Annotated in this window: 21 protein-coding genes and 2 tRNA genes; 8 read left to right on the forward strand and 15 right to left on the reverse strand. The window is 49.6% G+C overall.

Annotated features, from left to right (window positions below):
* Positions 1-569: 569 nt before the first annotated feature.
* The 4 genes from C6Y40_RS23005 (at position 570) to C6Y40_RS23020 (ending at position 7790) form a co-directional block, all read left to right on the forward strand.
* A complete protein-coding gene (locus tag C6Y40_RS23005) occupies positions 570-3149 on the forward strand; it encodes a TonB-dependent receptor plug domain-containing protein (RefSeq protein WP_105936729.1) in 2580 nt (859 codons plus the stop codon).
* Positions 3150-3235: 86 nt separating this feature from the next.
* Entirely contained in the window at positions 3236-3778 is a 543-nt protein-coding gene (locus C6Y40_RS23010) for an RNA polymerase sigma factor (protein ID WP_105936730.1), read from the forward strand.
* A gap of 13 nt (positions 3779-3791) precedes the next feature.
* Entirely contained in the window at positions 3792-4826 is a 1035-nt protein-coding gene (locus C6Y40_RS23015; RefSeq protein ID WP_105936731.1) for a FecR family protein, read from the forward strand.
* 141 nt (positions 4827-4967) lie between these two features.
* A complete protein-coding gene (locus C6Y40_RS23020; RefSeq protein WP_170308566.1) occupies positions 4968-7790 on the forward strand; it encodes a TonB-dependent receptor plug domain-containing protein in 2823 nt (940 codons plus the stop codon).
* Between the two features lie 22 nt (positions 7791-7812).
* On the opposite strand, the gene C6Y40_RS23025 is transcribed toward C6Y40_RS23020, so the two are convergent.
* Entirely contained in the window at positions 7813-8007 is a 195-nt protein-coding gene (locus C6Y40_RS23025) for a (2Fe-2S)-binding protein (protein ID WP_105936733.1), read from the reverse strand.
* A gap of 257 nt (positions 8008-8264) precedes the next feature.
* Here C6Y40_RS23025 and C6Y40_RS23030 point away from each other — a divergent pair, with 257 nt between their 5' ends.
* Positions 8265-8870 (forward strand): peroxiredoxin, encoded by a 606-nt coding sequence (locus C6Y40_RS23030; RefSeq protein ID WP_105936734.1) that lies wholly within the window; start codon positions 8265-8267, stop codon positions 8868-8870.
* Between the two features lie 106 nt (positions 8871-8976).
* On the opposite strand, the gene rnt is transcribed toward C6Y40_RS23030, so the two are convergent.
* Positions 8977-9618 carry a ribonuclease T gene (rnt, locus tag C6Y40_RS23035; RefSeq protein WP_105936735.1) on the reverse strand — a complete coding sequence of 214 codons (642 nt, stop codon included), beginning with the start codon at positions 9616-9618 and terminating at the stop codon, positions 8977-8979.
* 206 nt (positions 9619-9824) lie between these two features.
* Here rnt and C6Y40_RS23040 point away from each other — a divergent pair, with 206 nt between their 5' ends.
* Positions 9825-10706, forward strand: coding sequence for a flagellar protein MotY (locus C6Y40_RS23040; protein WP_105936736.1), 882 nt, complete (start codon positions 9825-9827; stop codon positions 10704-10706).
* A 60-nt stretch (positions 10707-10766) separates the two neighbouring features.
* On the opposite strand, the gene glpQ is transcribed toward C6Y40_RS23040, so the two are convergent.
* Positions 10767-11768: a glycerophosphodiester phosphodiesterase gene (glpQ, locus tag C6Y40_RS23045; protein WP_276309533.1), complete on the reverse strand. Its 1002-nt coding sequence runs from the start codon at positions 11766-11768 to the stop codon at positions 10767-10769.
* 6 nt (positions 11769-11774) lie between these two features.
* The gene (gloA, locus tag C6Y40_RS23050; RefSeq protein WP_105936737.1) at positions 11775-12158 is read right to left on the reverse strand and encodes a lactoylglutathione lyase; all 384 of its coding nucleotides are present in this window, start codon (positions 12156-12158) and stop codon (positions 11775-11777) included.
* A 406-nt stretch (positions 12159-12564) separates the two neighbouring features.
* Between gloA and C6Y40_RS23055 the strand changes: the two genes are divergently transcribed.
* Entirely contained in the window at positions 12565-13683 is a 1119-nt protein-coding gene (locus C6Y40_RS23055) for an RNA polymerase sigma factor (protein WP_170308567.1), read from the forward strand.
* Positions 13684-13747: 64 nt separating this feature from the next.
* Here the strand turns inward: C6Y40_RS23055 and C6Y40_RS24860 are convergent, their stop codons facing one another.
* From C6Y40_RS24860 to C6Y40_RS23105, 11 genes are all read right to left on the reverse strand, one after another.
* A complete protein-coding gene (locus C6Y40_RS24860; protein WP_170308568.1) occupies positions 13748-13897 on the reverse strand; it encodes a hypothetical protein in 150 nt (49 codons plus the stop codon).
* A 119-nt stretch (positions 13898-14016) separates the two neighbouring features.
* Positions 14017-14652 carry an endonuclease III gene (gene nth / locus C6Y40_RS23060; protein ID WP_105936739.1) on the reverse strand — a complete coding sequence of 212 codons (636 nt, stop codon included), beginning with the start codon at positions 14650-14652 and terminating at the stop codon, positions 14017-14019.
* A gap of 5 nt (positions 14653-14657) precedes the next feature.
* Complete coding sequence (locus tag C6Y40_RS23065) at positions 14658-15353, reverse strand: electron transport complex subunit E (RefSeq protein WP_105936777.1); 696 nt, start codon at positions 15351-15353, stop codon at positions 14658-14660.
* A complete protein-coding gene (gene rsxG, locus C6Y40_RS23070; RefSeq protein ID WP_105936740.1) occupies positions 15349-15999 on the reverse strand; it encodes an electron transport complex subunit RsxG in 651 nt (216 codons plus the stop codon). The genes C6Y40_RS23065 and rsxG overlap by 5 nt, the downstream gene beginning before the upstream one ends.
* Positions 15999-17090 (reverse strand): electron transport complex subunit RsxD, encoded by a 1092-nt coding sequence (rsxD, locus tag C6Y40_RS23075; RefSeq protein WP_105936741.1) that lies wholly within the window; start codon positions 17088-17090, stop codon positions 15999-16001. The genes rsxG and rsxD overlap by 1 nt, the downstream gene beginning before the upstream one ends.
* A gap of 2 nt (positions 17091-17092) precedes the next feature.
* Entirely contained in the window at positions 17093-19561 is a 2469-nt protein-coding gene (gene rsxC / locus C6Y40_RS23080) for an electron transport complex subunit RsxC (RefSeq protein ID WP_105936742.1), read from the reverse strand.
* Between the two features lies 1 nt (position 19562).
* A complete protein-coding gene (gene rsxB, locus C6Y40_RS23085) occupies positions 19563-20129 on the reverse strand; it encodes an electron transport complex subunit RsxB (RefSeq protein ID WP_105936743.1) in 567 nt (188 codons plus the stop codon).
* Positions 20129-20710: an electron transport complex subunit RsxA gene (rsxA, locus tag C6Y40_RS23090; RefSeq protein ID WP_105936744.1), complete on the reverse strand. Its 582-nt coding sequence runs from the start codon at positions 20708-20710 to the stop codon at positions 20129-20131. Before rsxA ends, rsxB begins: the two co-directional genes overlap by 1 nt.
* Positions 20711-20930: 220 nt before the next feature.
* Positions 20931-22046, reverse strand: a complete 1116-nt coding sequence (locus C6Y40_RS23095; RefSeq protein ID WP_105936745.1) for a M28 family metallopeptidase — start codon at positions 22044-22046, stop codon at positions 20931-20933.
* Positions 22047-22165: 119 nt separating this feature from the next.
* Positions 22166-22242 (reverse strand) — tRNA-Asn (locus tag C6Y40_RS23100).
* Positions 22243-22273: 31 nt separating this feature from the next.
* Positions 22274-22350, reverse strand: a tRNA-Asn gene (locus tag C6Y40_RS23105).
* A gap of 1135 nt (positions 22351-23485) precedes the next feature.
* Here C6Y40_RS23105 and C6Y40_RS23110 point away from each other — a divergent pair.
* On the forward strand, positions 23486-24784 hold the full coding sequence (locus C6Y40_RS23110) for an MATE family efflux transporter (RefSeq protein ID WP_105936778.1): 1299 nt from the start codon (positions 23486-23488) through the stop codon (positions 24782-24784).
* Positions 24785-24791: the final 7 nt, after the last annotated feature.

Consider the following 24791-nt stretch of genomic DNA (forward strand, 5'->3'; position numbering starts at 1 on the left):
ATAGCACGAAGGGCTGAACCTGTCACGAGCGGCAAGTCACGCGTGCTCTCGCGTTATCGGAACACAAGGCAATGAAGAATCATTGCTCCGGGACAAATATACAAGAAGGGTCGGAAACCTGGGCGGTGTTTGCGGAGTTCTAAACGATAAAGCGGCGACACGATGCACGAAACAGACTCAGGTATTGGCTATGGTCAATACAGACAGGAACCGCCGTGGTACGGAACCGTATGCCCGGTGGTGTGAGAGGACGGCGGGAGTAATCCCGCCTCCTACTCGATCCCGCTAAAGCGAAAATGGACCTGAAAAACACCCCGGATCAGTACTTTTTTTAGCTGGCCAAATACCTATAGACAAGTCACAAAACCCGATCCTCTATCACCTGAAAATATATTTTTAATTTGGCATTTTTTGTTTGTTTATTAACTGTTTAGAGTCTATAAAACGGTTGCTGTCGGGGCTTGCCCAGGCAGTGTTGAAGGTAAAAGTAAACAGATAAAAAGGCCGGTATTTTGTTTGAAAATAACAGATGGCAGTACCGACCAAAAAAAACAATCCGGGAAACCATTATGAAAACAAGTTTGACGAGAATTTCAGCACAACTTCGTCTGGTGCTGGCAGCTTCTGTAGCCGCCACCAGTGTTGTTGCTACCCCCGCTCTGGCTCAGGATGATGCCGACGCTAAATCGGTTGAGAAAATCGCCGTTGTCGGTACCCGTGCCGCGCCGCGTTCGATTGGTGATTCTGCGGTACCTATCGATATTATTTCCGAAGAAGAGTTTGTTAATCAGGGTTCTACCGACATGGTATCCATGATGCAAACGGTTGTGCCTTCGTTTAACGTTAACGACCAGCCAATCAATGATGCTTCCACTCTGGTGCGTCCGGCTAACCTGCGCGGTATGGCGTCGGATCATACTCTGGTGCTGGTTAACGGTAAGCGTCGTCACCGTTCTGCGGTAATTACTTTCTTAGGCGGCGGCCTGTCTGACGGTGCTCAGGGGCCTGATATTTCAACGATCCCGGCAGCTGCCTTAAAGCAGGTTGAGGTACTGCGGGACGGCGCCGCAGCTCAGTACGGTTCAGATGCTATTGCCGGTGTGGTCAACTTCGTGCTCAAAGACAGTGCTGAAGGTGGCATATTTGAAGCCCGCTACGGTTCATACTATGAAGGCGATGGTGACATGATGCAGTTAAGCGGTAATATCGGTTTACCTTTGGGTGACGATGGTTTCGCTAACTTCACCGGTGAGTACCGTACCGCTAATCCAACCTCGCGCAGTGTTCAGCGTGACGATGCTGCCGCACTAATTGCTGCTGGCAATACCGCTGTTGCCGATCCAGCCCAAATCTGGGGTAGCCCGGAAATCAAAGATGATCTTAAGTTATTTGCCAATCTCGGAATGGATTTAAGCGATGATTCCCGTTTGTACCTGTTTGGTAACTACGCAGAGCGTGAAGTCGAAGGCGGATTCTATTATCGTAACCCACATACCCGTGGCGGTGTTGCCGATGGCGGCACGGATGAAGACGGCACGCCATTGTTGTTGGTGGGCGATTTGGATGGCGTTGGTACCGGCGTTGAGTGTCCGTTAGTGCGCATTACCGATGGTAATGTGCTGGATGACGCAGATTACGGCCTGATAGCGGATAACTCTACCGCTGTAGGTGCTAACTGTTTTGCCTTTAACGAAATGTTCCCGGGCGGTTTTACACCGCGTTTTGGCGGCACTGTGGAAGACATGTCACTGGTGTTTGGTACGAGCGGCGAACTGGGCAATGAAATTGGTTATGACGTGAGCCTGAACTTCGGTCAGAATTCCGTTGACTTTGCTATCAGCAATACCATCAACCCTTCCCTCGGGCCGGATACACCCACCTCATTCAAACCGGGTATGTACACCCAAACCGAAAAATCACTGGATATCGACCTAACCAAGCCCATCGATATGGGGCTGTCTGAGCCGGTTTATCTGGCCGGTGGTTTCCAGTACCGCCATGAGACTTACGAGAGTGAAGCAGGCGATCCGGCATCTTTTGCTATTGGACCGTTGGCGTCACAAGGCTTTGGTATTGGCTCAAATGGTTTTCCTGGCTTGTCTACCCGTAGTGCCGGTGAAGCCTCGCGCCACAATATTGCGCTGTATCTGGATGCAGAAGCGTATCTGACTGACGATCTGTTGTTAACGGCGGCCGTTCGTTATGAAGACTTTTCAGACTTTGGTGACACCACCAAGGGGAAAATATCACTGCGCTATCAGGCAACTGATGCCATTGCATTCCGAGGTGCTTTCAGCACGGGTTTTAAAGCGCCAACCATTGGCCAGAGTAACGTGCGTAACGTAACTACCGCATTTGGTACTGATGGTCGCCTTATCGACCGTGCAACCCTGCCACCTACCGATCCGATTTCTGTTCAGAAGGGCGGTACACAGTTAACGCCGGAAGAGTCTGAAAGCATGAGCGTTGGTATGGTCGCTGAGTTTGACAACGGCTTGTTCCTGACAGTGGATTACTACAACATTGAGGTGACCGATCGGATCAGCACCACTTCGGGTATCAGCTTAACGGAAGAAGACATTGAAGCCTTGCTTGCTCAGGGCGTAGAGGATGCCTCGAGCTTCTCTGAAGTCAGTTTCTTTACCAATGATTTTGATACCACCACTGAAGGTGTGGATATCGTCGCTAACTATTCTTTCGACATGTACGGCGGTGAAACCAAGCTTGCGCTGGCTTATAACTGGACATCGACTACCGTCGATGATGCGTCAGATAACATCTCAGCCGAACGGATCCATATGCTGGAAGACAACCTGCCGGCCATTCGTTATAGCCTGACAGCAAATCATACTAATGGTGACTGGCGTATCTTAGGTCGCATGAACTATGCTGGCAGCATTTATGAAGATCACCTGGATTCCGGGCTGCCTATCGATAATGTCAGCGCTGAGTTTACCTTTGATATGGAAGTGGGCTATCACTTTACTGATGACCTGCAACTGGTGGTCGGTGCCAAGAATCTGTTTGATGAGCGTCCTGATCGCAACGTGATGTGGGATAACGAAATTGCCGGTTCTAAATACCCGACAACATCGCCAATCGGTATCAACGGTGGCTTTTATTATGTAAGAGGTATCTATACTTTTTAAGGTAGAATAATGCCACTGGCCGGCCGGGGTAGCCCGGCCGGTTGTTTGTTTAATGTAATAGTAGCCATGTTGCCAGATACCGAACAATGAGCGGACACTCTAAAATTGCCGCAACTTATTTGAAATACCGCCTGCGTCTGATGCGAGCGGTGGCAAATATTGTGGACGATAACGACGTTGAAGATATAGTGCAGGATGCCTTTGTTAAAAGTTATGAAGCTGAATTAAATCAGGAAATTCAGTACGAGCGGACTTACATGTTAAGAACGGTGCGTAATCTCGCCCTTAATCATGTGTCCCGGGCGGCGCATAAGCTGAATGACCAGGTTGAGAATATGGATCTGTTGTCACACAGCAATATGGATGCGTCACTGGAAAAACAGTTTGAAAGTAAACAGCGTTTTATTCATTTTTGCCAGGCAACGGAAAGTTTGCCGGCACAAGTTAAGCGCGTTTTTTTGCTGAAGAAAGTGTACGATATGAGTCAGCGCGATATCGCCGAGCTGCTGCAACTCAGTGAAAGTACAGTGGAAAAACATGTGGCTAAAGGGCTTATGCAATGCGCTCAGTTCCTGGCTCGCCAACAGCAGCCTCAGCGCGCTGACGACAGTCAGTCAAATCTGGGGTAGGTCAATAGTAGTTATGAGTAATGTAAGTCAATTTAACAGTAAAGAAACCATACAGGCTACCGCATGTGACTGGATAGCCGCTATTGATCGTGGGCTCACGGTGCAGGAAACCGAAGTACTGAAAGACTGGATCGCCAGCAATCCTTCTCATCAGAAAGTACTGGCAGAGATGGCAGCATTGTGGGATGAGATAAGTGTGATGAACACGGTACGGGAACTGGCACCGGTGCAAAAACCCACGAAATCATCACCATCCAGGCGCTGGCTTATCAGTGCTGCGGCTGTGTTTATGCTCAGCGGATTAATTAGCTGGCAGTGGCTGAGCAGCCCCGGTGAACCTGCGCAGCAGGTAATGCTAACGGAGCATAGCCAGACACTGGTAGGCGAACAGAAAACCGTTACTCTGGCTGATGGTTCAAGAGTCTATTTAAACACCGATACCGAAATTCATGTGGCCTTTTACGCCGACTCCCGTCAGGTAGCACTAATTAAAGGCGAGGCACATTTTGAGGTTGCCAAAGACCCGGCAAAACCTTTTACGGTATCAGCCGGTAACAATGCAGTAACGGCGGTAGGCACCGCGTTTAATATGCAGTTTACCCGAGCCAAGGCATTTGAACTGACTGTGACTGAAGGTAAAGTCAGGGTTTCCAGGCAGTCAAATGAGGCGGCTTCAGAGCAACAACCGCAACCGGTGTTCGCTCGGGAAGGCGTAATGGTGTTCGCCGGCGAAAAAGTGCTGGTCAGTGATAAAGTTTCGCCAAGAGAGTCGCTGACGCAATCAGAAATTGCCCAGAGTCTTGCCTGGCAAGATGGCCAGATTGTCTTTACCGGCGAGCAACTACCCCAGGCGTTACAGGAAATCAGCCGCTATACACAGGTTAAGTTTGTGATTGATGATGAAGCACTTAAGGCTACCCGGGTAGCGGGCTATTTCCGGGTAGGGGATATAAAAGGCTTGCTGGCCGCACTGGAAAATAGTTTTGCTATCAGCTCCTATGAAGGGTCTGATAAGACTATTCATCTGCATACCAAATCGGGGGCGTGATAAAAAAGTGCACGACCTGCCGCTTTGTGTAACTATTAGCGGAATTTTACCTAACTTTAACAAGTAACATTGCGCAAACGTTGTTCTCATTGTTGGCTTTTTACTTTTTTGCTGGTGGCTGCCTGGCCGGTACCACCCGTTTTGGGCGCTATTAAAGAATACTCAACAGCGCCACAGTATGACTTTTCAGTGAGGCCACAAACCGCCGATAAATCCCTTATCGAACTGGCCGGTCAGGCCAGAACGACGTTGTTGTTTCCCTTTGAGCTGGCCCAGCAGGTTGTGTTGCCGGGGATCCAGGGGCAATATACTCTGGAGGAAGCGCTTAACCTTTTATTAGAAAACTCTCCTCTCACCATTCATAGGGATAATAAAGGTTATCTGACCATTGTTCCCAGACAGACTGAGCCTCCAGTTAACGCGCTCCGCGAAGAAAGCTCCAAAATAACCATTGATGAAGGGCCCGTATACGAGCGTATTTCAGTGCTGGGTAACCGGGCATCAGCACGTGGAGCATACGATTCGGCGGTGCCACTGGATATTATTGCTACCGATAATCCTTTTTTTGCCGGCAGTCAGACCATGCTCGATGCGTTAACTCAGGTGCTCCCATCATTTAATGTCAGTGCGCAAACCACCAACGATGCGGCTATGTTGGTGCGACCGGCAAATCTTCGCGGGCTGGCATCTGATCACACGCTAACGCTGGTAAACGGTAAACGCCGCCACCGTTCGGCCGTGATCACATTTTTGGGCGGCGGTTTGTCTGATGGTGCCCAGGGGCCGGACATTTCGGTATTGCCGGTGAGTGCTATAGAACAGGCCGAAGTACTTCGCGATGGTGCAGCGGCCCAATATGGTTCTGATGCCATTGCCGGAGTGATGAACTTTAAACTGAAAAGTACGCCGGGGCAGGGCAGTATTTCATTCACTGGCGGTCAGTATTCAGCCGGTGATGGAGAGCAGGTCAGCGTGCAGGTAAGTCAGGGGCTGGCTATTGGCCAGAAGGGGGCTCTGCAGCTGAGTGCCGAGTATCAACAGCAAAATCCTACCGACCGCAGTGTTCAGCGCGAGGATGCCCAGGCACTGCTTGATGCCGGCAATAAAGTTATCGCGATACCCGCGCAAAAGTGGGGCAGTGCAGCCATGGATCGAGATGTTAAGCTAGCGGCAAATCTAGTTGTGCCTGTTTCCCGCCAGCATGAAGTATACGCTTTTGCGCTGGGCACCAGTCGGGATATGGAAGGGGAGTTTTATTTCCGCAATCCGCAGCGTCGGCAGGGCGTATTCGTCGCTGGTGCGAGCCAGCCTGGTGAACTGCTAATTGCCGACCTGGACGGCTTAGGTGAAGGCATTGAATGCCCAACCATTCTGTTAACGGGTGATAATGTACTGGCTAGTGCTACATACCAACAAATTGCCGATGAACAAAGTGCGGTGGGGCGTAACTGTTTTGCGTTTAACGAATGGTTTCCAGGCGGGTTTACGCCGCGCTTTGGTGGCCGGGTGAAAGATGGCACATTTTACGCCGGCAGTCGCGGTGAGTTTGGTGATGCCTGGCTGTACGATGTAAGTGTAGGAGCGGGCTATTCCGGTATTCGTTATTACATTAATAACACGGTTAACCCCTCGCTTGGGCCTGATTCGCCCACCACATTTCGGCCCGGAGGGGCTGCGCAAATTGAGCGTAATGCCAGTATCGGGCTCCTCAAAAGTCTGCCTACCGGCTTCTATGAGCCATTTACCCTGGCGTTGGGACTGGAATGGCGTAGCGAGCGTTACCGGCAAATTGCTGGCGAACAGGCTTCCTACGAGGTAGGACGTTTTGCGCAAAATCGCCAGGGGGTGAGCGCCGGGTTTTCGGTGGGCGCTAACGGCTTTCCGGGCTATCGACCAGAAACATCCGGTGAGTGGCAGCGAGAAACACGGGCTGTTTATGTAGATTTAACCATGCCTTTAAGTGATACCTGGTTCACTACGGCGGCGTTCAGAGCGGAAGACTTTTCTGATTTTGGTACTCACGTAGATGGTAAGCTAAGCCTTCGCTGGCAGGCCACTGAAACCCTTGCGTATCGTTCTTCGGTAAGTACCGGGTTTAAGGCACCTACTGTCGGGCAGAGCAATATCATTAATATCAGTACTAAATTTGGTCTTAATGGACTGGAAGATCAGATCACTTTACCACCTACCAACAGTGTGGCGGTAAAGCTGGGAGCCCGCGAATTAACGCCGGAAGAATCGGTTAATTTTAGTGTGGGCCTGATGGCCAGTCTGTCGCCTGCTGCGCAACTTACACTGGATTTCTATCAGATCTATTTAGCGGATCGTATTAGCACAACGTCGGCCATAGAACTGGATGAACAAACCGTCGGGCTATTACTTGAACAGGGGTTTGAAGAGGCTGAAACGTATCGCAGCGCGAAGTTTTTCACCAATGATTTTGATACCCGCACCCGGGGGCTTGACTTGGTGTTTAACTGGCAGTTCGACTGGCAGGGCTGGCAGCATCAGTTATTAGCCACGTTAAACTGGACTGATACCCAGGTGATCCGTGTAACTGCGCAGGATTACGAGCAGCGGGACGGCGCCGTAAATCTCACAACCCAGCGGATCAGAATGCTCGAGGACAACCTGCCAGCTTACCGGGCTAACATCAGCCTGACGCAATCATTCGGTGCGCACCAGTTAGCCTGGCAAGTTCATTATTTTGGTGCCTTTTATGAAGATCATCTCGACGCTTCGGCCGGCTACGATATCGAAGCGCCAGGGCGTTTCACTATGGATGCGCGATGGTCCTATAAACTTGCAGAAGACTGGAAGTTAACGATGGGGATCAATAATGTCTTTAATACCCAGCCTGAATTAAATCCACATCGCTTTGTTGCCGGAGCGAAATACCCGTCGACGAGTCCGGGGGGATTTGATGGGCGTTATGGGTTTATTGCGTTTATAGGGGGTTGGTAAAAATGTGGGACAAAAAAGGACGTTAGCCAACGTCCTTAAATAAACTTTCGTTAATGATTGTCGAGTCGATGACCTGTTGGGCCATTTGTATGCATTTGCCACATTGCGAGCCCAATTGCAGCTGTTCACGCAGATCACGTATATTGCCAACGCCACTGTCGGTTACCGCTTTGCGTATCGCGGTATCTGTTACACCGTAACACATGCAGACATACATAAAACATAAACTCCAATAACAATATGCAAATGATAATAATTGTTATTTGAGGTTATTGCAAATATTTTGTGCAGATTTATGATGGTTCGGTCACATATTGAGGAAATATACAGGCCATCTGGTCTGATGAGTTTAAAAAAGTCTGTAACGTCAATTGTATTTTCATTTATTGCACTCACTATATCAGGCAGCAGCAGATACTGATGTGATATAGATCACAACTACTGCCATTCACATAATGAAAATGGAGAATAGATATGAGCGTACTTGTTGGACGTCCAGCCCCGGATTTTACTGCAGCAGCCGTGTTAGGCAGTGGTGAAATTGTTGACAGCTTTACCCTGAGCGAAGCCATTAAAGGCAAAAAAGCAGTTGTCTTTTTCTATCCACTGGACTTTACCTTTGTATGTCCGTCAGAACTGATTGCTTTTGATAAGCGTTACGAAGAATTCACTAAGCGTGGCGTTGAGGTTATCGGTGTATCAATCGATTCTCAGTTCTCGCACAACGCATGGCGTAACACCCCTGTAAATGAAGGCGGTATCGGGCCGGTTAAATACACGCTGGTTGCTGACACCAAGCACGAAATTTGTCAGGCCTATGACGTTGAGCATCCGGAAGCAGGTGTTGCGTTCCGTGGTTCTTTCCTGATCGACAAAGAAGGTCAGGTACGCCATCAGGTAGTTAACGATCTGCCTTTAGGTCGTAATATCGATGAAATGTTACGTATGGTTGATGCGCTGGATTTCCACGAAGAGCACGGTGAAGTTTGCCCGGCTGGCTGGACTGAAGGTAAAGCGGGTATGGACGCAAGCCCTGCAGGTGTTGCTAAGTATCTGTCTGAGAAGTCAGAAGAACTTTAATCAAGATTTAGTTAATGAAAAGAGGCACTCCGGTGCCTCTTTTTTTTGCTTTTGATTTTATCGGCCAGACGAGCCATGACTATGTTTATAGTGCTAGTTGTTAAACTTAGTTTTCGTCAGGTACGGGCAATGGCCAGCCGCCCAGACTGGCGTAGCGATTAACGATATAGCAGAATAATTCGGCGGTTCTTTCGGCATCGTAGAGGGCAGAATGAGCTTCGTTCTGATCGAAGCTGATGCCGGCGGCCTGGCAGGCTTTTACCAGTACGGTTTGTCCTAACGCAAGCCCGGCAAGTGTGGTGGTATCAAATGAAACAAACGGGTGGAATGGCGTACGTTTAATATTGCACCGTTCAATCGCCGCATTCACAAATCCCTGATCGAACGTGGCATTATGCGCCACAATCACGCTGCGTTGGCAGTCAGCGGCTTTTTGCAGCTTGCGAACATGTTTGCATAATCCTTTCATCGCTTCATCTTCACTAATTGCGCCACGTAACGCGCAGTCCGGATCGATACCATTAAAATCGAGTGCGGCCTGTTCCAGGTTTGCCCCCTCAAACGGCGTAATGTGCGCATGAAAGGTTTCGGCCGGCGCCAGCATACCATCGCTGTCCATGCTCAGAGTCACGGCTGCAATTTCTAACAAGGCATCGGTGGCGGCATTAAAGCCCGCAGTCTCGACATCAATAATGACCGGAAAGTAGCCTCTGAAGCGCTGTGACAAGGGGGGAATTGTTTGTGACATATCACTCTAAATCTGGTGGTTGAATAGTAAACCTGACGGTAATGGTGAATGGACCCGGCGTTCGGTTAAGCAAACTTCAGTTCTCATCAGGGGGAGAATTATGTCAATATTAGCGCTGACTATCTACCCGGTGCTAAACTTTTATTGTTCGTTGACGATAAGATAGAGACGAAGGTTAACAGGTTTATCGATTGCTGAGGCTATACATGTTGAAATCGGTTTCGCTTATTTCATTTTCCATTGGATTGTTAGGGATGGCTGCTACGCCTGTGCAGGCATCGCTGCGTCAGTACCATTCAACGGTAGAAAGCTCACAGTGGCAACTCAGCGAGCAAACCCGGCTCAGCTGTACTCTCAGCCATGCATTACCCGGATACGGTGAAGCCCAGTTTACCAGTGAGGCGTCAAAGCAGCTCAACATGGAGTTTGTGCTGGATATGAATCTGCTGCCTAAGAAGTTTGGCACGGCGGCGGTTTATGCGGTCCCCCCGAAGTGGATGCCCGGCGTCAGGGCCCGGCAAATTGCTGATATGACCTTGCGCACCCAGTACGATGGTGACTTGCCCGAAGATACCGCCTGGACCATGCTCAGTGAGCTGGAAAAAGGGTTCTGGCCAACCATTTATTATCAGGATTGGTACAACCCGAATGACAAAGTTGCTGTAGGGCTGAATGCCAGTAACTTTGCGCCGGTGTATCAGGAGTTTGTCAGCTGCGTAGCTAACTTACTGCCATACAGCTTTGACGACATCAGCTACACAGTGCTGAGCTATGAGAAAAACTCTACCGAGTTATCTAAATACTCCAAACGACGCCTGCAAATGATTGGTGACTATTTGCGTGAGGATAACGAGCTGGAACTGGTACTGCTTGATGGCTATACCGATAGCTACGGCGGTTCCTGGAATAATCAGCAACTATCGGTAAAACGCGCCAACGAAGTAAAAAACTTCCTTACCGACTTAGGTGTAGGTGAGGATCGTATTGCAATCACCGGGCACGGTGAGAAACGTCATATTGCACCCAATACCACCAGTCAGTCGCGGGCAACAAACCGTAGAGTAGTGGTCAGAATGGCGAAATCCTGAATCAGATGAAGCATAAAAAAGCCGCGATAACTTTTCGCGGCTTTTTTATAGGGTTGGTGGTTACTGGCTTTGAAGAAAGCGTTTCACCGGCGGCACCTGATCGGTAAAGACGCCGTCAAACTGCCATTTTTTTACCATCAGCATCAGCAGCTGTGTGGCAGAAATACCCGGTGGCAGGGCATCAGTTCGGAAGGTATAGGGATGTATTAACAGACCGGCCTGTTGAGCCGCCTGTACCCAGGTGGTGAGTTCGGTGGTAGGCTGATTTTGCTCGTAACGGGTAACGTGACCGAGCCACGGGCCTATCCCCTGAACGTACCTGCTAACCTCCTGCATACCAGCTGCCGTTTTCAGTGCATCGTAGTCGGTTGGCGTTTCCTGCCAGCTGTTTTCTGCAATGAGTTGGATAAGCTTAACCTTTGCGCCAAGCGTTTGACGAAGCCGTTTGATTTCTTCAAAGTCAAAACACTGAATATAAATATTGGCACTGGCATCATCGAGATGATGTTCGCGCAATACCTCAAGCACCGCTTTACTGATATCCACGCCCTGTTCCCGATGCCAGGCAGGGGATTTGATTTCAGCATACAAACCCACGGAACCACCGGTAGTCGCATTAAGAGAAAGGATAGTGCTGATATGTTCCTCAAATGTTGCAACAGTAAACTGACCATTGCCCTGATATCGATTTGGATAGACCTGCTTGCCCTTTGCATCGGTGCGCTCGTGGACGTTTAATGACCTGAGTTCAGCCAGGGTAAAGTCCAGCGCATAATAACGGCCGTCTTCGCGGTGCCGGTTGGGGAAAACCGTTTCCACATTGGTAATCGTTTCCAGATGAATATCATGTAACACTACCAGATGACCATCGCTGGTCATCACCAGATCCTGCTCAATATAGTCTGGTTGCTGGGCGTAGGCCATAGCCGTGGACGCCAGTGTATGCTCCGGCAGGTAACCCGACGCGCCGCGATGAGCAATAATATCGAACGCCATGGATTGAAATGACACCAGAGCAGTCAGTGACAGGATACGCAGTGTTTTTACAGAGAGTTTTAACACAAAAGGTTACTCAGGTTGGATTAATTCAATGGCATAACCGTCCGGATCGCGAACAAAGGCAATCACGGTTTTACCGCCTTTTACCGGCCCCGGTTTGCGATAAACATCTGCACCTTTCGCTTCCAGCTGTTCGCAAAAGGTGTAGATATCCTCAACGGCGAAAGCAACGTGACCATAGGCATTGCCAAGATCATACTCGTTATCTCCCCAGTTGTAGGTTAATTCCAGGACCGCTTGCTCAGACTCATCGGCATAACCTACAAATGCCAGGGTGTATTCGTATTCAGTATTCTCGCTTTTGCGCAGTAACTTCATGCCCATGGTATCCACGTAGAACGCCAGGGAAGCATCCAGGTCTTTGACCCGTAACATGGTGTGTAACATTCGCATAAAAAGCTCCTTAATCAGATATTATGATTCAGCTGTTTTTCAAGAGTATGACAGTGACAGCGTTTATTGTGGCACTGTAATTAATCTGCAAAGCAGATTAAAGTAAATTGTGACCAGCAGCCTAAATAGCTGGTTTGAACGTCGCGCCCGGGCGTTTAAAGGAATTGTGATTTTTTTCGCAGTAGTGTCACACTTTGGTGATTGGCAGTTTCCTTATATAAAATGGATGCTTAAAGGAAGCCAGTACAATGGAGAATAAACTAATCAGGTTGTGCAGTAAGACTCGTAATCCCACCTTAGGAGACATTGTTGCCATTGTAGTTGCGGTATGGGTGGCAAACGCAGAACCACATGTTTTAAGTGCAGTGTGTCAGGGAGAGACCACCTCTCAGCAAGGAGCAACAGAATGAGTGCACAAGGCGTGATTTCAAGTGACGATGTGATTGCCGCACAGCATGGCGATGAGTCCGCATTCAACCGGCTGGTGGCGGCCAGTCGCAATACCATAGCCAGCATCGCGCTGGCGATTACCCGCGATCTTGATGCCAGTGAGGAAATTACCCAGCAGGTGTTTATCAATTGCTGGCAAAAGCTGCACACGCTTAAAAATGCGGCCAGCTTTTTACCCTGGGTACGTCAGTCGGCGCGCTATGCGGCCTATAATTACCTGCGCGATAATCGTCTGGCAGACCGCGTGGGCGGTGAGGAGGCCGATGCCTTATTCGCCGCCTATTGTGATGACGAATTGCCGCCAGAGACCCGCCTGAGCCGCGAACAAACAGGATTGCTCCTTAAGCAAGTGGTGGATGAACTGCCTGAAGAAAGCCGCGAAATGGTGTTGCTGTACTACCGGGAAGATCAGTCTGCCAGTCAGGTTGCAGAGTTACTTTCTGTTTCGCCGGAGCTGGTTCGCCAGCGGCTAAGCCGGGCGCGCAAAGCATTAAAGGCCAGTTTGATGGAACGCTACGGCCAGCTTATTTTAACCACTGCACCCACGTTAACTATTACTTCTATACTGCTGGCCGGAGCCAGTGTCAGCGCGCCTGCCCAGGCCTCTGGTGGTACGGTGTTAGCGAAATCTGGCGGTGCTGGTGTGCTGAAAATTCTGCTAAGCGGCGCATTCTTTGCCGCTTTACTGGGAGCTTTGAGTGTGTTCTGGAGTACCCGGTTACCGCTTAAGAATATGACCATGGAAAGTCAGAAAGTACGCCTTAAACAGCTGCGCAAAATTACCGTTATCTGGGTACTGGCCACTGGCGTATTGCTGGCTGCCGCTTATGAGTTAACCACCGGTTGGGTAATGCCGGTACTGGCTTATACTTTATTTGCCGGAGGGTTAAGCGTACAGGTGAAGAAAATGCAGCGGGTGATAATGTATGACCTGTTCGATAGTAAAACCTTATCGGCTGATTCAGAGCGTCAGGCCTTCTGGCAACGGTGTTGGGGTAACATTGGCCTGTACGGCGCGCTGCTGGTTGGTTTTGCCAGTATGATTATCGGGCTGATAGGCAGCGGCCGATTGTAATGATAAAAGGCCGGCAGCAGCCGACCTGGCGGTGTAAGCAGACATTTGAGAGAAGATCGTATCCTTATCTCTGATCAAACAGCTCTATGCGATTGTGCTGATGGGGAAGTACCTGATAGTGGTATTGATTGGCTACTATCAGGCTTTGGCCGGCGTAGTTGACGCCCTTACTAAAAGCAAAGTCGACTTCTAACCTGACTGACGTCAGGGTCAAGATAACGCTTTATGGAAGGCTGCTTAACCACTACCGGATGCTCAAGCTGACAACTGATTAGGTGTTACGCCGGATGAAATTTACCTTCAGGTGCAGCCGGATAGCAATGAGTTTCAGGATCAGTCGTCGATTTTGTCTTTGTATTCGCACAAATCTTCGATGATACAGGAGCCGCACCGAGGTTTTCTGGCCAGGCAGGTATACCGGCCATGCAGGATCAGCCAATGGTGAACGTCAACCTTAAACTCTTTCGGTACGACTTTAAGGAGCTTCTCTTCGACCTTGTCGACATTTTTGCCCATGGCAAACTTGGTGCGATTGGAAACGCGGTAAATGTGGGTGTCTACCGCGATAGTAGGCCAGCCAAAGGCGGTGTTAAGCACCACATTAGCGGTTTTACGGCCCACGCCGGGAAGAGCTTCCAGGGCTTCGCGACTTTCTGGTACTTCACTGTTGTGTTGTTCAATCAGGATCTGGCAAAGCTTATGGACGTTTTGCGCCTTCGAATTAAACAGGCCAATGGTTTTAATGTAATCTTTTAAACCGTCAACGCCCAGTGCATAAATGGCCTCTGGCGTATTGGCTACCGGAAACAACTTATCGGTCGCTTTATTGACACTTACATCGGTGGCCTGAGCAGATAAGGTTACCGCAACCAGCAGCTCAAACGGGCTGGAAAAATTGAGCTCGGTGGTCGGGTGCGGATTGGCATCACGAAGACGGGTTAAAATTTCCAGTCGTTTGGCTTTATTCATTACTTCTAACTCTCTGCAGTTACCCGCGCGCGGACAACTGTTTTGGTTTCACTGGCAGCGGCTTTTTCTGCCATTTTCTTATCGATAACGTTTTTCACTGCAATCAGCAGGCCCATGCCCAGAAATGCGCCGGGCGGCAAAATGGCCAGTAAAAAGGGATGTTCAGTGGTAAATACAGTGACTTTCCAGGTCTCTGCGCCAGCCCCAAAAAGTCGCTCTGCACCATTTAACAGGGTGCCGTTACCCAGCAGTTCCCTTAGCCCGCCGAGCACCACCAGAATAAACGTGAAGCCTAACCCCATCATCAGGCCATCAAAGGCCGAAACCGGTAAAGGATTCTTCGATGCAAAGGCTTCAGCGCGACCGATAATGGCGCAGTTCGTCACAATAAGAGGGATAAATATCCCCAGAGCGAGGTAAAGCTCGTAGGTGAAGGCGTTCATCAACAGCTGAATGATAGTCACGAAGGCGGCGATGATCATGACAAATACCGGAATACGAATCGCCGGGGTAACCCAGTGGCGAATGATCGACACGGTTGCGTTTGAGCCAATCAGAACCAGTGCCGTAGCCAGACCCAGACCCAGGCCGTTAATAACGCTTGATGTAACCGCAAGCAGCGGGCAGAGCCCGAGAAGCTGTACCAGTGCAGGATTGTTTTTCCATAATCCATCAATAGTGAGCTGCTTAAACATATTAATGCTGTCCTCCGGTCGGCGCTGCAGCCTGACAGTTGCTTGGCGTGTTGAACAGCTTATGTTGGTTGGCCTCAACATAAGCCAATGTGCGCGCTACACTGCCAACCACAGCTCTGGGGGTAATGGTGGCGCCGGTGAACTGGTCAAACTGACCACCGTCTTTTTTTACCTGCCAGCGCTTGGCCTGGTCTTCATCGTACGATTTACCATTAAATGACAGCATCCAGTCACTGACGCTCATTTCAATCTTATCACCGAGCCCCGGGGTTTCCTGATGCGATAATACTCTTACGCCGAGTACCTCACCGTTAATAGCAACGCCAGCTATCAGGTCAATATCGCCGCTGTAGCCATCGGGGGCGGTAAATTCTAACGCCAGGGCCACGTCGTTACCGCCTTGACGTGCTCGGTAAACGGATTTGGGCTCATCACCCAGAGCGCTGGCGTCAATAGTAATACAGTCCAGGTAAAGCTGATTATCATACAGTGCTGGCGGAACCACCTCATTGAGGGTTGCCAGCTTTTTTTTAGCCCGCTGTTCATCAATACGCTGTTTGGTACCGTCGAAGGTAATGGCAATCAGGCCAGTGGTAACCAGGGCAAAACCGGTAAGAATAAGGCCGTTTTTGGTAATGCTGTTTAGCGGCATCAGGGCTCTCCTTCCGTTTGCTTAACCGGGCGCTGCTGGCCATAAACCTTGGGCTGCGTGTAATAATCGATAAGCGGTACCGCCATGTTCATGATCACTACACTAAACGCGATAGCATCGGGATAACCCCCAAAGGTGCGAATAATAACCGTCCAAAAGCCGATAGCAGCGCCAAAAATAAGCCGGCCGCGGGGTGTAGTGGATGCTGAAACCGGGTCGGTGGCAATGAAAAAGGCGCCAAACAATACTGCCCCGTTAACACAGTGAAACAATGCCGAGCCATAAACATCACCATTAATCATAGATAAAAAAGTGGCGGTGACGGCAACGCCTGCGATAAGCGAAGCGGGGATATGCCAACTGATGATCCGCTGTTGAATTAACACCAGACCACCCAGCAAATAGGCCAGCGCCACCTCGCTCCATCCCAGACTGGCTGACGACCATAAGCTATCGGTAAATTGCTGGTGATTAATGGCCTCGGTATAAGTGTAACCCTGGCTCACCTGGGTTTTGACATAGTCCAGCGGCGTTGCCATGGTGACGCCGTCTATACCGGCTCTGAGCTGGTTAATATCGTACCCGCTTTGACTAAACCCGGTAAAAATCACGCTGACAACATCGCCGAAGGTAACGGCGTGAGCGGCCAGTTCGCCGGGAGGCAACCAACTGCTCATCGCGGCCGGGAAAGAGATCAGCAGCATCACATAGGCTGCCATGGCAGGATTAAACAGGTTAAAGCCAAGACCGCCATACAGTTGCTTGACTACTGCAATGGCAAAGAACGTCCCGATAACAGTCATCCACCATGGTAACAGTGGCGGCAAACTAACCGCTAAGAGCAGGGCGGTTACCACGGCACTGTAATCCTGTAGCGCCTGACCAATCTGACGTTTTCGTAAGGCCACAATCGCACTTTCTGAAACCAGTGCAGTAGCCAGGGCGATAAGCATTTGTACCAGCACGCCCCAGCCAAAAAAGTACAGCTGGGCTATAACACCGGGCACCATGGCGTAGATGACCAGTCGCATAACCTGATCGGTACGCCGACGCACATGCTGGTGAGGAGAGCTCGATAGTACTAACTTCATGATTATTCGTTATCCTCTGAACCGCTTTGCTGGGCTTCTCGCTGTGCTTTCTTCGCTTTGGCGCGGGCAACCGCAGCGGCGATTTTTGCCTTGCGCTGGGCTTCCTGTGAGTCTTCTTCCTGCGCGGGCTCTGCCGGTTCATGTTCGGTTGCCTGAGGCTCGCTCTCAGCATGCTCAGCCGCTTGTTTCTTAGCTTTTGCTTTGGCAACAGCAGCGGCGATTTTAGCCTTGCGCTGGGCTTCCGGTGAGTCTTCTTCCTGCGCGGGCTCTGCCGGTTCATGTTCGGTTGCCTGAGGCTCGCTCTCAGCATGCTCAGCCGCTTGTTTCTTAGCTTTTGCTTTGGCAACAGCAGCGGCGATTTTAGCCTTGCGCTGGGCTTCCGGTGAATCTTCTTCCTGCGCGGGCTCTTGCGGTTCCAGTTCAGTTGCCTGAGGCTCGCTCTCAGCTTGCTCAGCCGCTTGTTTTTTAGCTTTTGCTTTGGCGACAGCGGCGGCGATTTTAGCCTTGCGCTGGGCTTCCCGGCTATCGCTGTCATCGCCTGTCTCGGCCGAGCTTTCTGTTGGCGCCCCTGACGCTGCTTCTTTCTTCGCTTTGGCTTTGGCAACCGCTGCGGCTACCTTGGCTTTTCGTGCGTCTTCAGCGCTTTCTGCAGGTGTTGAATCAGTTGTGTTTGCAGTGTCGTCCGGCTCTGTTTGTTGAGCGGCTTTTTTGGCTTTCGCTCTGGCCACGGCTGCTGCTACTTTTGCCTTGCGGTCGTCTTCAGCACTACCTTGTGAATCAGCTACGGGAGCTTCGGCTTGCTGGGCTTTTTTAGCCTTTGCCCGGGCAATCGCAGCGGCGACCTTAGCTTTGTTGTCGTCAGGTTTAGTTTCAGCACCTGCCGGACTTTCCGTTGCCTGAGCCTGTTCAGCCTTCTTAGCTTTTGCTCTGGCCAGTGCAGCGGCTACTTTATCTTTTGCTCCACCGTTTTCGCCAGTGGCCGGTTGCGTGGCCTGCTTACGAGCTGCGGCAGCTTTTTTGTGCTTGGCTTCACGCTCTTGCTTTTCTTTTTCAAGGCGGGCCTTGCGGGCTTCAAAACGCTGTTTGGATTTTTCTGCTTTGTCTTTATCGTCGCGTTGTATTCTGATTTGTGCTTTCGCCTTACGGTAGTAATGCACCAGCGGAATTTCACTGGGACAAACATAAGCGCAGGCACCGCATTCTATGCAGTCAAACAGGTTGTATTCTTCAGCTTTATCAAGCTCCAGCGCCTTACTGTGCCAGTACATTTGTTGTGGCAGCAGACTTACCGGGCAGGCATCGGCACAGGCACTACAGCGAATACACGCCAGCTCCCGCTGACTGAGGTTTAATTCCTTCTTGGCGGGGATCAGCAGGCAGTTGGTGATTTTTACTACGGGGACCTCAACGGTGGGCAGTGTAAAGCCCATCATCGGGCCGCCCATGATCACCGTGGGCAATTTTTGCTTTTTTAGCTGATACTGAGCCTGGCTGAGCAGGTGCTCTATGGGAGTTCCAATCAGTGCCCACACATTCTGTGGTTTTTGCACAGCCTCACCGGTTACGGTAACCACCCGCTGTATTAATGGCTTACCGTGTAAAATGGCATCGGCGATGGCGTAGCAGGTGCCCACGTTAAACATCATCACACCAATGTCTGCCGGCAGACCGGTTCTGGGCACTTCGCGCCCGGTCAACACCTGAATAAGTTGTTTCTCGCCTCCGGCCGGATATTTTGTGGGGATTTGCACAACGCGAATAGCAGGCGTGTCGTCACACACCTGCTGCATGGTTTTGAAAGCTTCAGGCTTATTATCCTCAATGGCAATGATCACCACCTTCGGCTCAATCAGGTGACTCAGAATGTCGATTCCCTGGCGAATTTGCCAGGCAAACTCACGCATTAAACGGTCGTCGGCAGTGATATACGGCTCGCATTCCACCCCGTTGATGATCAGGAACTCAACTTTTTTGCGCGCGGTGGATTTAATATGGGTGGGAAAGCCCGCGCCGCCCATGCCGGCAATACCGGCCTCGCAAATAGCGCTGATCAGCGATGATTTAGTCTGATGCTGGTAATCAGCGATAGGTTTGAGTGCTGTCCAGGTGTCGTTGCCGTCAGCTTCGATAACCACACAAAGCTCTGGCAGACCACTGGGATGAGCCGTGGTGCGCTCTTCAATTGCGGTGACCAATCCAGATGTCGGCGCATGTACCGGCACTGAAAAAGGATGCGGGCTGCTGGTAAGCGTTTGCCCTTTTAATACTCTATCGCCAACTGACACCAGACAAGCGCCTGCGGTGCCGATGTGCTGTTTTATCGGGATAACCAGCTGTTTGGGGACTGGCAACGTGTTGATTGCCGTTTGATTGGACAGGTGCTTACGCCCGTCCGGGTGTACACCACCGGGGAAGGCCCAGAATTTTTGCTGCTCGATGCGCTCGACTATCTGCTCAAAATCATACGGCATATCAGGAAATCACTTTAACCGGAATGTCGCCACGGGGTGTTTGATTAAAATCCCACTGCCAGGAGGCAGTAGTGGGGTCCACCGTGACCATATCTATACAATCTACCGGGCAGGGCTCCACGCAGAGATCGCAGCCCGTGCAGGCATCGGTTATTACCGTGTGCATTTGTTTTGCTGCGCCAACGATGGCATCTACCGGGCAAGCCTGAATACACTTGGTACAGCCGATACATTCGTCTTCCCGGATGTAGGCTACTTTAGGCGCGGCGTCTTCACCGTGCGCGGCATCCAGCGGTTTGGCTTCTACGCCCATCAGCTCAGCCAACTCCTTAATGGTGGATTCGCCGCCTGGCGGGCACTTGTTGATATCATCACCATTGGCAATGGCCTCTGCATAGGGACGACAGCCAGGGTAACCACACTGACCACACTGGGTCTGCGGAAGAATAGCATCGACCTGATCAACCAGCGGGTCGCCTTCCACTTTAAAGCGAACTGCTGCATAACCAAGGGCCAGCCCGAATGCCAACGCCAGGAGTCCCAGCGCAATTAATGAAGATAATAACATTACAACTTAACCAGTCCGCTAAAGCCCATAAAAGCTAATGACATTAATCCGGCCGTGATCATAGCGATAGAGGCGCCTTTAAATGGCGTAGGCACGTCGGCTGCTGCCAGCCTTTCGCGCATAGCGGCGAACAATATCATGGCCAGTGAAAACCCCACTGCGGCGCCGAAACCATAAACAATACTCTCTACCAGATTATGCTGTTCGGTGAGATTGAGCAGAGCCACCCCAAGTACTGCACAATTGGTGGTAATCAGAGGCAGGAAAATACCCAGCAACCGGTACAGCGTCGGGCTGGTTTTGTGAACGACCATTTCAGTAAACTGGACCACTACAGCAATAACCAGAATAAAGCTTAGTGTGCGCAAGAAACTGATGCCCAAAGGCTGCAGCAGGTAGGTTTCAACCAGGTAGCTGCACACGGATGCCAGGGTTAGCACGAAAGTGGTGGCCATTGACATGCCTATGGCGGTTTCGAGCTTACTGGACACACCCATAAACGGGCAGAGTCCGAGAAACTTCACCAGAACAAAGTTATTTACCAGGACTGTACTGATCAGTAACAGTAGAAATTCGGTCATCAGGTTTTGCTTACACCGTTATTCAGAATTTTGCCATCAGGGCCTGTTTGACTAAGATGCCGGACAGGTCATAAATATTAGCTCCGTATTATCTAATATTTTGCCTGCAATTAACAATGTTGTTCGACTTAGTTTTTGCTAGCTAACCGATTGGCTAACCGATTGATTGACGATGTATTACACCGATTGCGCCTTTGTATGCGGAACAGGCGGGTGAAGATCAGTCACTGGCTGACTGAAGTGATTTATCGCCGGTAAGAAAATTGAACAGAAGTTCAGTGACTGCATTTAATTGTGTTCGCAGTCGTCCGGGGTAAAGTTGATTTAATTTGTCCAGGCGATCAGCCTGGGTATGCCAGATATAACCCCACCGTTGTTCCTGTTCGGGATTACAGGCGGTTTTCTCACTACGGTCGAAGCAATCCCACAGTGATGGATGCAGTGCCTGTGAATAGCCGTCGTAACCATCACGCCCATTAATCGAAAAATTGGTGGCTTCAATATAACCGACAGGAATACCAGCACAGGCAAAAGGCGCATGATCTGACCATTCACCGGTCTCGCCTTCCCGATAACCAGGATAAGCAGGATGTAACCGAAATGGCAGGGAGTTGGCGCTGGCAACGCTCATCAATGCATCGCGCACCGACGCAGACGAATTATAGCTCTCGACTTTATCGCATCGTTTATAAACTTTCTTAGTCGGACTGTGGACATACAGGTAATCACCACCTGCGATAGTATCCAGGTTAATCATTGCAGTGGGGAAGGGAGCGCCGGTTAAGAAACGACGGTCGTTCTGCAGGGCTGTTGTAAAAGCTTGCGAACCAAACAAACCCACTTCTTCGGCACCAAACAGCACCAGAGTTACAGAGTCTTCAAGTTCCATGGTGCTGAGCTGTTGGCCAAGAGCTAACAGCAACGCTACGGCGATACCGTTATCTGTTACGCCCTGAGAACCTTCATCTTCTCCCGTAGAGTCGGCGTGAGCACCGATGACCAGATGCTCCCCTGATTTGCCTGGAAACGTGAGCCAAACATTCGCACTGCGCTTTTTGCTGCCCCGTACAGTAAACGTTACCGGCTGACTATTAACGGGAACTCCTGTGCTTTGGCTCCAGTACCGGTTGGTAAAGTCATGCAGCAACCTGCGTTCATTAGAACTGCCTGCAGGGCGGGCGCCAACGTCACTTACGATTTCCTGCAGAATCTGCCAGCTTTGCGCAGATACCTGGGCCGATGGCGACGGGGTGGATACGGTTTGTGCCAGGCTGAAACTGCTAAACAGCAGTTGAGTAACAACCAGGAGCTGAACAAGAAAAACAATGCGGGTCATAATTCGTTAGCAATCGAAATTGAAAAACACATATAACAAACATAACGCTACTATGCATTGAAATTAAGATTGTTTGGGTAATAGAGGGGATTGCTTAAATAGAGCTGGAGCCAGTAAGTTGGCTCCCCCTCCCCGACTCGAACGGGGGACCTGCGGATTAACAGTCCGTCGCTCTAACCAACTGAGCTAAGGGGGAACACTATATCTTACTACTTACTATTGAAACTTGGCTCCCCCTCCCCGACTCGAACGGGGGACCTGCGGATTAACAGTCCGTCGCTCTAACCAACTGAGCTAAGGGGGACCTGTGTTTCAACGGAGGCGAATATTAATGACGTAAGATTCTTGTGTCAACAAACTTCGTGAAAATTTTCTTTCGTTTGGACAAAAAATGTCATGTAGCGTTGTTTCAGCTCAAAAAACAAACGAAACGCATGTTTTTTCGACTTTACTCAGGCTTACAAGGCTAATTCATTGAATATTATTAGGTTAATGTCAGTTGTGGAAGAAACAGGGATGCTCTGTGTTACTTTAGTAATTTAAATAAATAAATTTATAACTAAAAGCTATTAAAAAACTATTGAATACTGTTTTTATATACAGATTTTCATAAATATGTAACCATTGAGGTATTCTCACAAGGTTAGTCGTTACTTACAAAAAATGCTGTCGATTAACGTCTAAGCCGCGCCAATACTGGCTCTTAATTAGTTATCCACCAAATCTGTGGATAACTATGTTGATAGAATTGTCGGAAGAGAGAGAGCACTGCACGTAAGTCAATTTATTGTCACATAGTTGTCACATTGTGGTGGTTTAAAATTTAATAAAAACAATAATTTATATTAAATCTATTGGGTAATAGACGAATGTATGTCATTTTTTTAATTTTGGGGATAGACATGATTTTTCTTGTGTGTTAAACGCTGAGGTAATGGGTGTGGTAACGCTTTGTTAACAATAAATTCACTTAATACACAATTTTGTACGCTGTTTAAAAGTTATTCGGTTTACAGGATGAAGGACCGGATTTGCTTAGATACACGTTCTAAGCGCCTGATTGCTTATGTATAGGTTGTCACAATAGTATCTGGGTGAAATATGAACAAATAAGTTTCCGTTATTAATCGTGAAATTGATAAAAAGAGCGGAAATGTTGCCGGTTTATGTTCTAGCGTTTTTATTTGATAAATCCCTGTTGTTCACTGACGCGGTCGATTACACTTGGACATTACATCTATTGGCTTTAAAAATCGCCAAATTAATTAACCATTCCGGGCAAGATGCTACGTAGTAATCTTAAACTACCTCGTTGTTTGCCACATGATGCCGGGCAGGCAGTCAGTAACGTCAGTCTATTAAAGTTATAAGTGAGCAGAGTGAAGCAGGATAAATCACGAGATTTAATCAATGGTGATATTGCCGAGTCGTTAAAACGCATGACCGTTCCCATGATCATTGGCATGATCATGATGATGAGCTTTGGCCTTATTGATACTTTTTTTGTAAGCCTGCTGGGTACTGAGCCACTGGCTGCAATCAGTTTTACTTTTCCGGTAACTTTTACACTAATCAGTTTGAACATTGGTCTCGGTATCGGGACCTCAGCCGTGATCGCCCGCCTGGCCGGACAGGGCAAGCAGGATGGCGCCCGGGAGACTGGCTCCGGGGCACTGATGCTGTCTTTCATTATGGTAGGCATTCTTGCTTTGTGCGGTGGCTTCAGTATTGATTTTGTGTTTCAGTTACTGGGCGCTCAGCAACATTTGATGCCGCATATTCATGATTATATGGAAATCTGGTACTTTGCTTCGGTGTTTCTCGCTATGCCGATGGTGGGGAATAGCATACTACGCGCCCGCGGCGACACCAAAACACCGAGCATTATTATGGCCACGGGCGGTGGCATCAATGCGCTGCTGGATCCGCTGTTTATTTTTGGTTTGGGTCCGGTGCCAGCCATGGGCATTGGTGGTGCAGCCCTGGCTACACTTATTTCCTGGATTGTTTGTTCAGTGTGGATTCTGTATTTGCTGGCCAGGCAACGTAATTATATTTTACCCCGTCTGTTAACAGTCAAAGAGTTGGCTGAACGTAGTCGCTCTATCTTGCATATTGCGCTGCCGGCTGCCGGCGCTAATATGCTTACGCCTATTGCCGGTGCCATTCTGACCCGCGTTGTTGCAGGGTATGGCGAAGAAGCCGTCGCTGCCTGGGGGGTAGGGAGTCGGCTGGAGTCATTCACTACCATAGTGGTGCTGGCGCTATCGATGTCATTACCGCCGTTCATTAGTCAAAACATGGGCGCCAATTGCATTGGTCGCGTCAAAGACGCGTATTGGCTGATAGTAAAATTTGTGCTGGCGTGGCAATTGTTTATCAGTGTGGTGTTATGGCTGTGCTCTGGCCTGTTGGCATCGCTGTTTGCCAAAGAGCAACAGGTGGCTGAATTGATCCAGATGTTTCTGGTTATTGTACCTTTAGGGTATGGTTTACAGGGCATCGTTATCCTCACCAATTCCTCGCTAAATGCGATTCATTTGCCTATGTCGGCGCTGGTACTTAGTGTGATTCGGCTGTTCGTCTTTTTTGTGCCGATCACCATAACCATGGGCGTATTTTATGACTTGCAGGGTATCTTTACCGGCGCGGTGATAGCGAACTTATTAATGGCTGTGGTATCGGTGTACTGGTTCCGACGGTCTTTGCGGGTAGTCTCTGTACAAACACACGAATAAAGGTTTT

It is taken from the genome of Marisediminitalea alba, from assembly GCF_002993365.1.
Taxonomy (GTDB): Bacteria; Pseudomonadota; Gammaproteobacteria; order Enterobacterales; family Alteromonadaceae; genus Alteromonas; species Alteromonas alba.

Coding starts and splice junctions, on each gene's coding strand:
- C6Y40_RS23005 (WP_105936729.1), top strand. CDS start 570: ATGAAAACAAGTTTGACGAGAATTTCAGCACAACTTCGTCTGGTGCTG.
- C6Y40_RS23010 (WP_105936730.1), top strand. CDS start 3,236: ATGAGCGGACACTCTAAAATTGCCGCAACTTATTTGAAATACCGCCTG.
- C6Y40_RS23015 (WP_105936731.1), top strand. CDS start 3,792: ATGAGTAATGTAAGTCAATTTAACAGTAAAGAAACCATACAGGCTACC.
- C6Y40_RS23025 (WP_105936733.1), bottom strand. CDS start 8,007: ATGTATGTCTGCATGTGTTACGGTGTAACAGATACCGCGATACGCAAA.
- C6Y40_RS23030 (WP_105936734.1), top strand. CDS start 8,265: ATGAGCGTACTTGTTGGACGTCCAGCCCCGGATTTTACTGCAGCAGCC.
- rnt (WP_105936735.1), bottom strand. CDS start 9,618: ATGTCACAAACAATTCCCCCCTTGTCACAGCGCTTCAGAGGCTACTTT.
- C6Y40_RS23040 (WP_105936736.1), top strand. CDS start 9,825: ATGTTGAAATCGGTTTCGCTTATTTCATTTTCCATTGGATTGTTAGGG.
- gloA (WP_105936737.1), bottom strand. CDS start 12,158: ATGCGAATGTTACACACCATGTTACGGGTCAAAGACCTGGATGCTTCC.
- C6Y40_RS23055 (WP_170308567.1), top strand. CDS start 12,565: ATGAGTGCACAAGGCGTGATTTCAAGTGACGATGTGATTGCCGCACAG.
- nth (WP_105936739.1), bottom strand. CDS start 14,652: ATGAATAAAGCCAAACGACTGGAAATTTTAACCCGTCTTCGTGATGCC.
- rsxG (WP_105936740.1), bottom strand. CDS start 15,999: ATGCCGCTAAACAGCATTACCAAAAACGGCCTTATTCTTACCGGTTTT.
- rsxD (WP_105936741.1), bottom strand. CDS start 17,090: ATGAAGTTAGTACTATCGAGCTCTCCTCACCAGCATGTGCGTCGGCGT.
- rsxC (WP_105936742.1), bottom strand. CDS start 19,561: ATGCCGTATGATTTTGAGCAGATAGTCGAGCGCATCGAGCAGCAAAAA.
- rsxB (WP_105936743.1), bottom strand. CDS start 20,129: ATGTTATTATCTTCATTAATTGCGCTGGGACTCCTGGCGTTGGCATTC.
- rsxA (WP_105936744.1), bottom strand. CDS start 20,710: ATGACCGAATTTCTACTGTTACTGATCAGTACAGTCCTGGTAAATAAC.
- C6Y40_RS23095 (WP_105936745.1), bottom strand. CDS start 22,046: ATGACCCGCATTGTTTTTCTTGTTCAGCTCCTGGTTGTTACTCAACTG.
- C6Y40_RS23110 (WP_105936778.1), top strand. CDS start 23,486: ATGACCGTTCCCATGATCATTGGCATGATCATGATGATGAGCTTTGGC.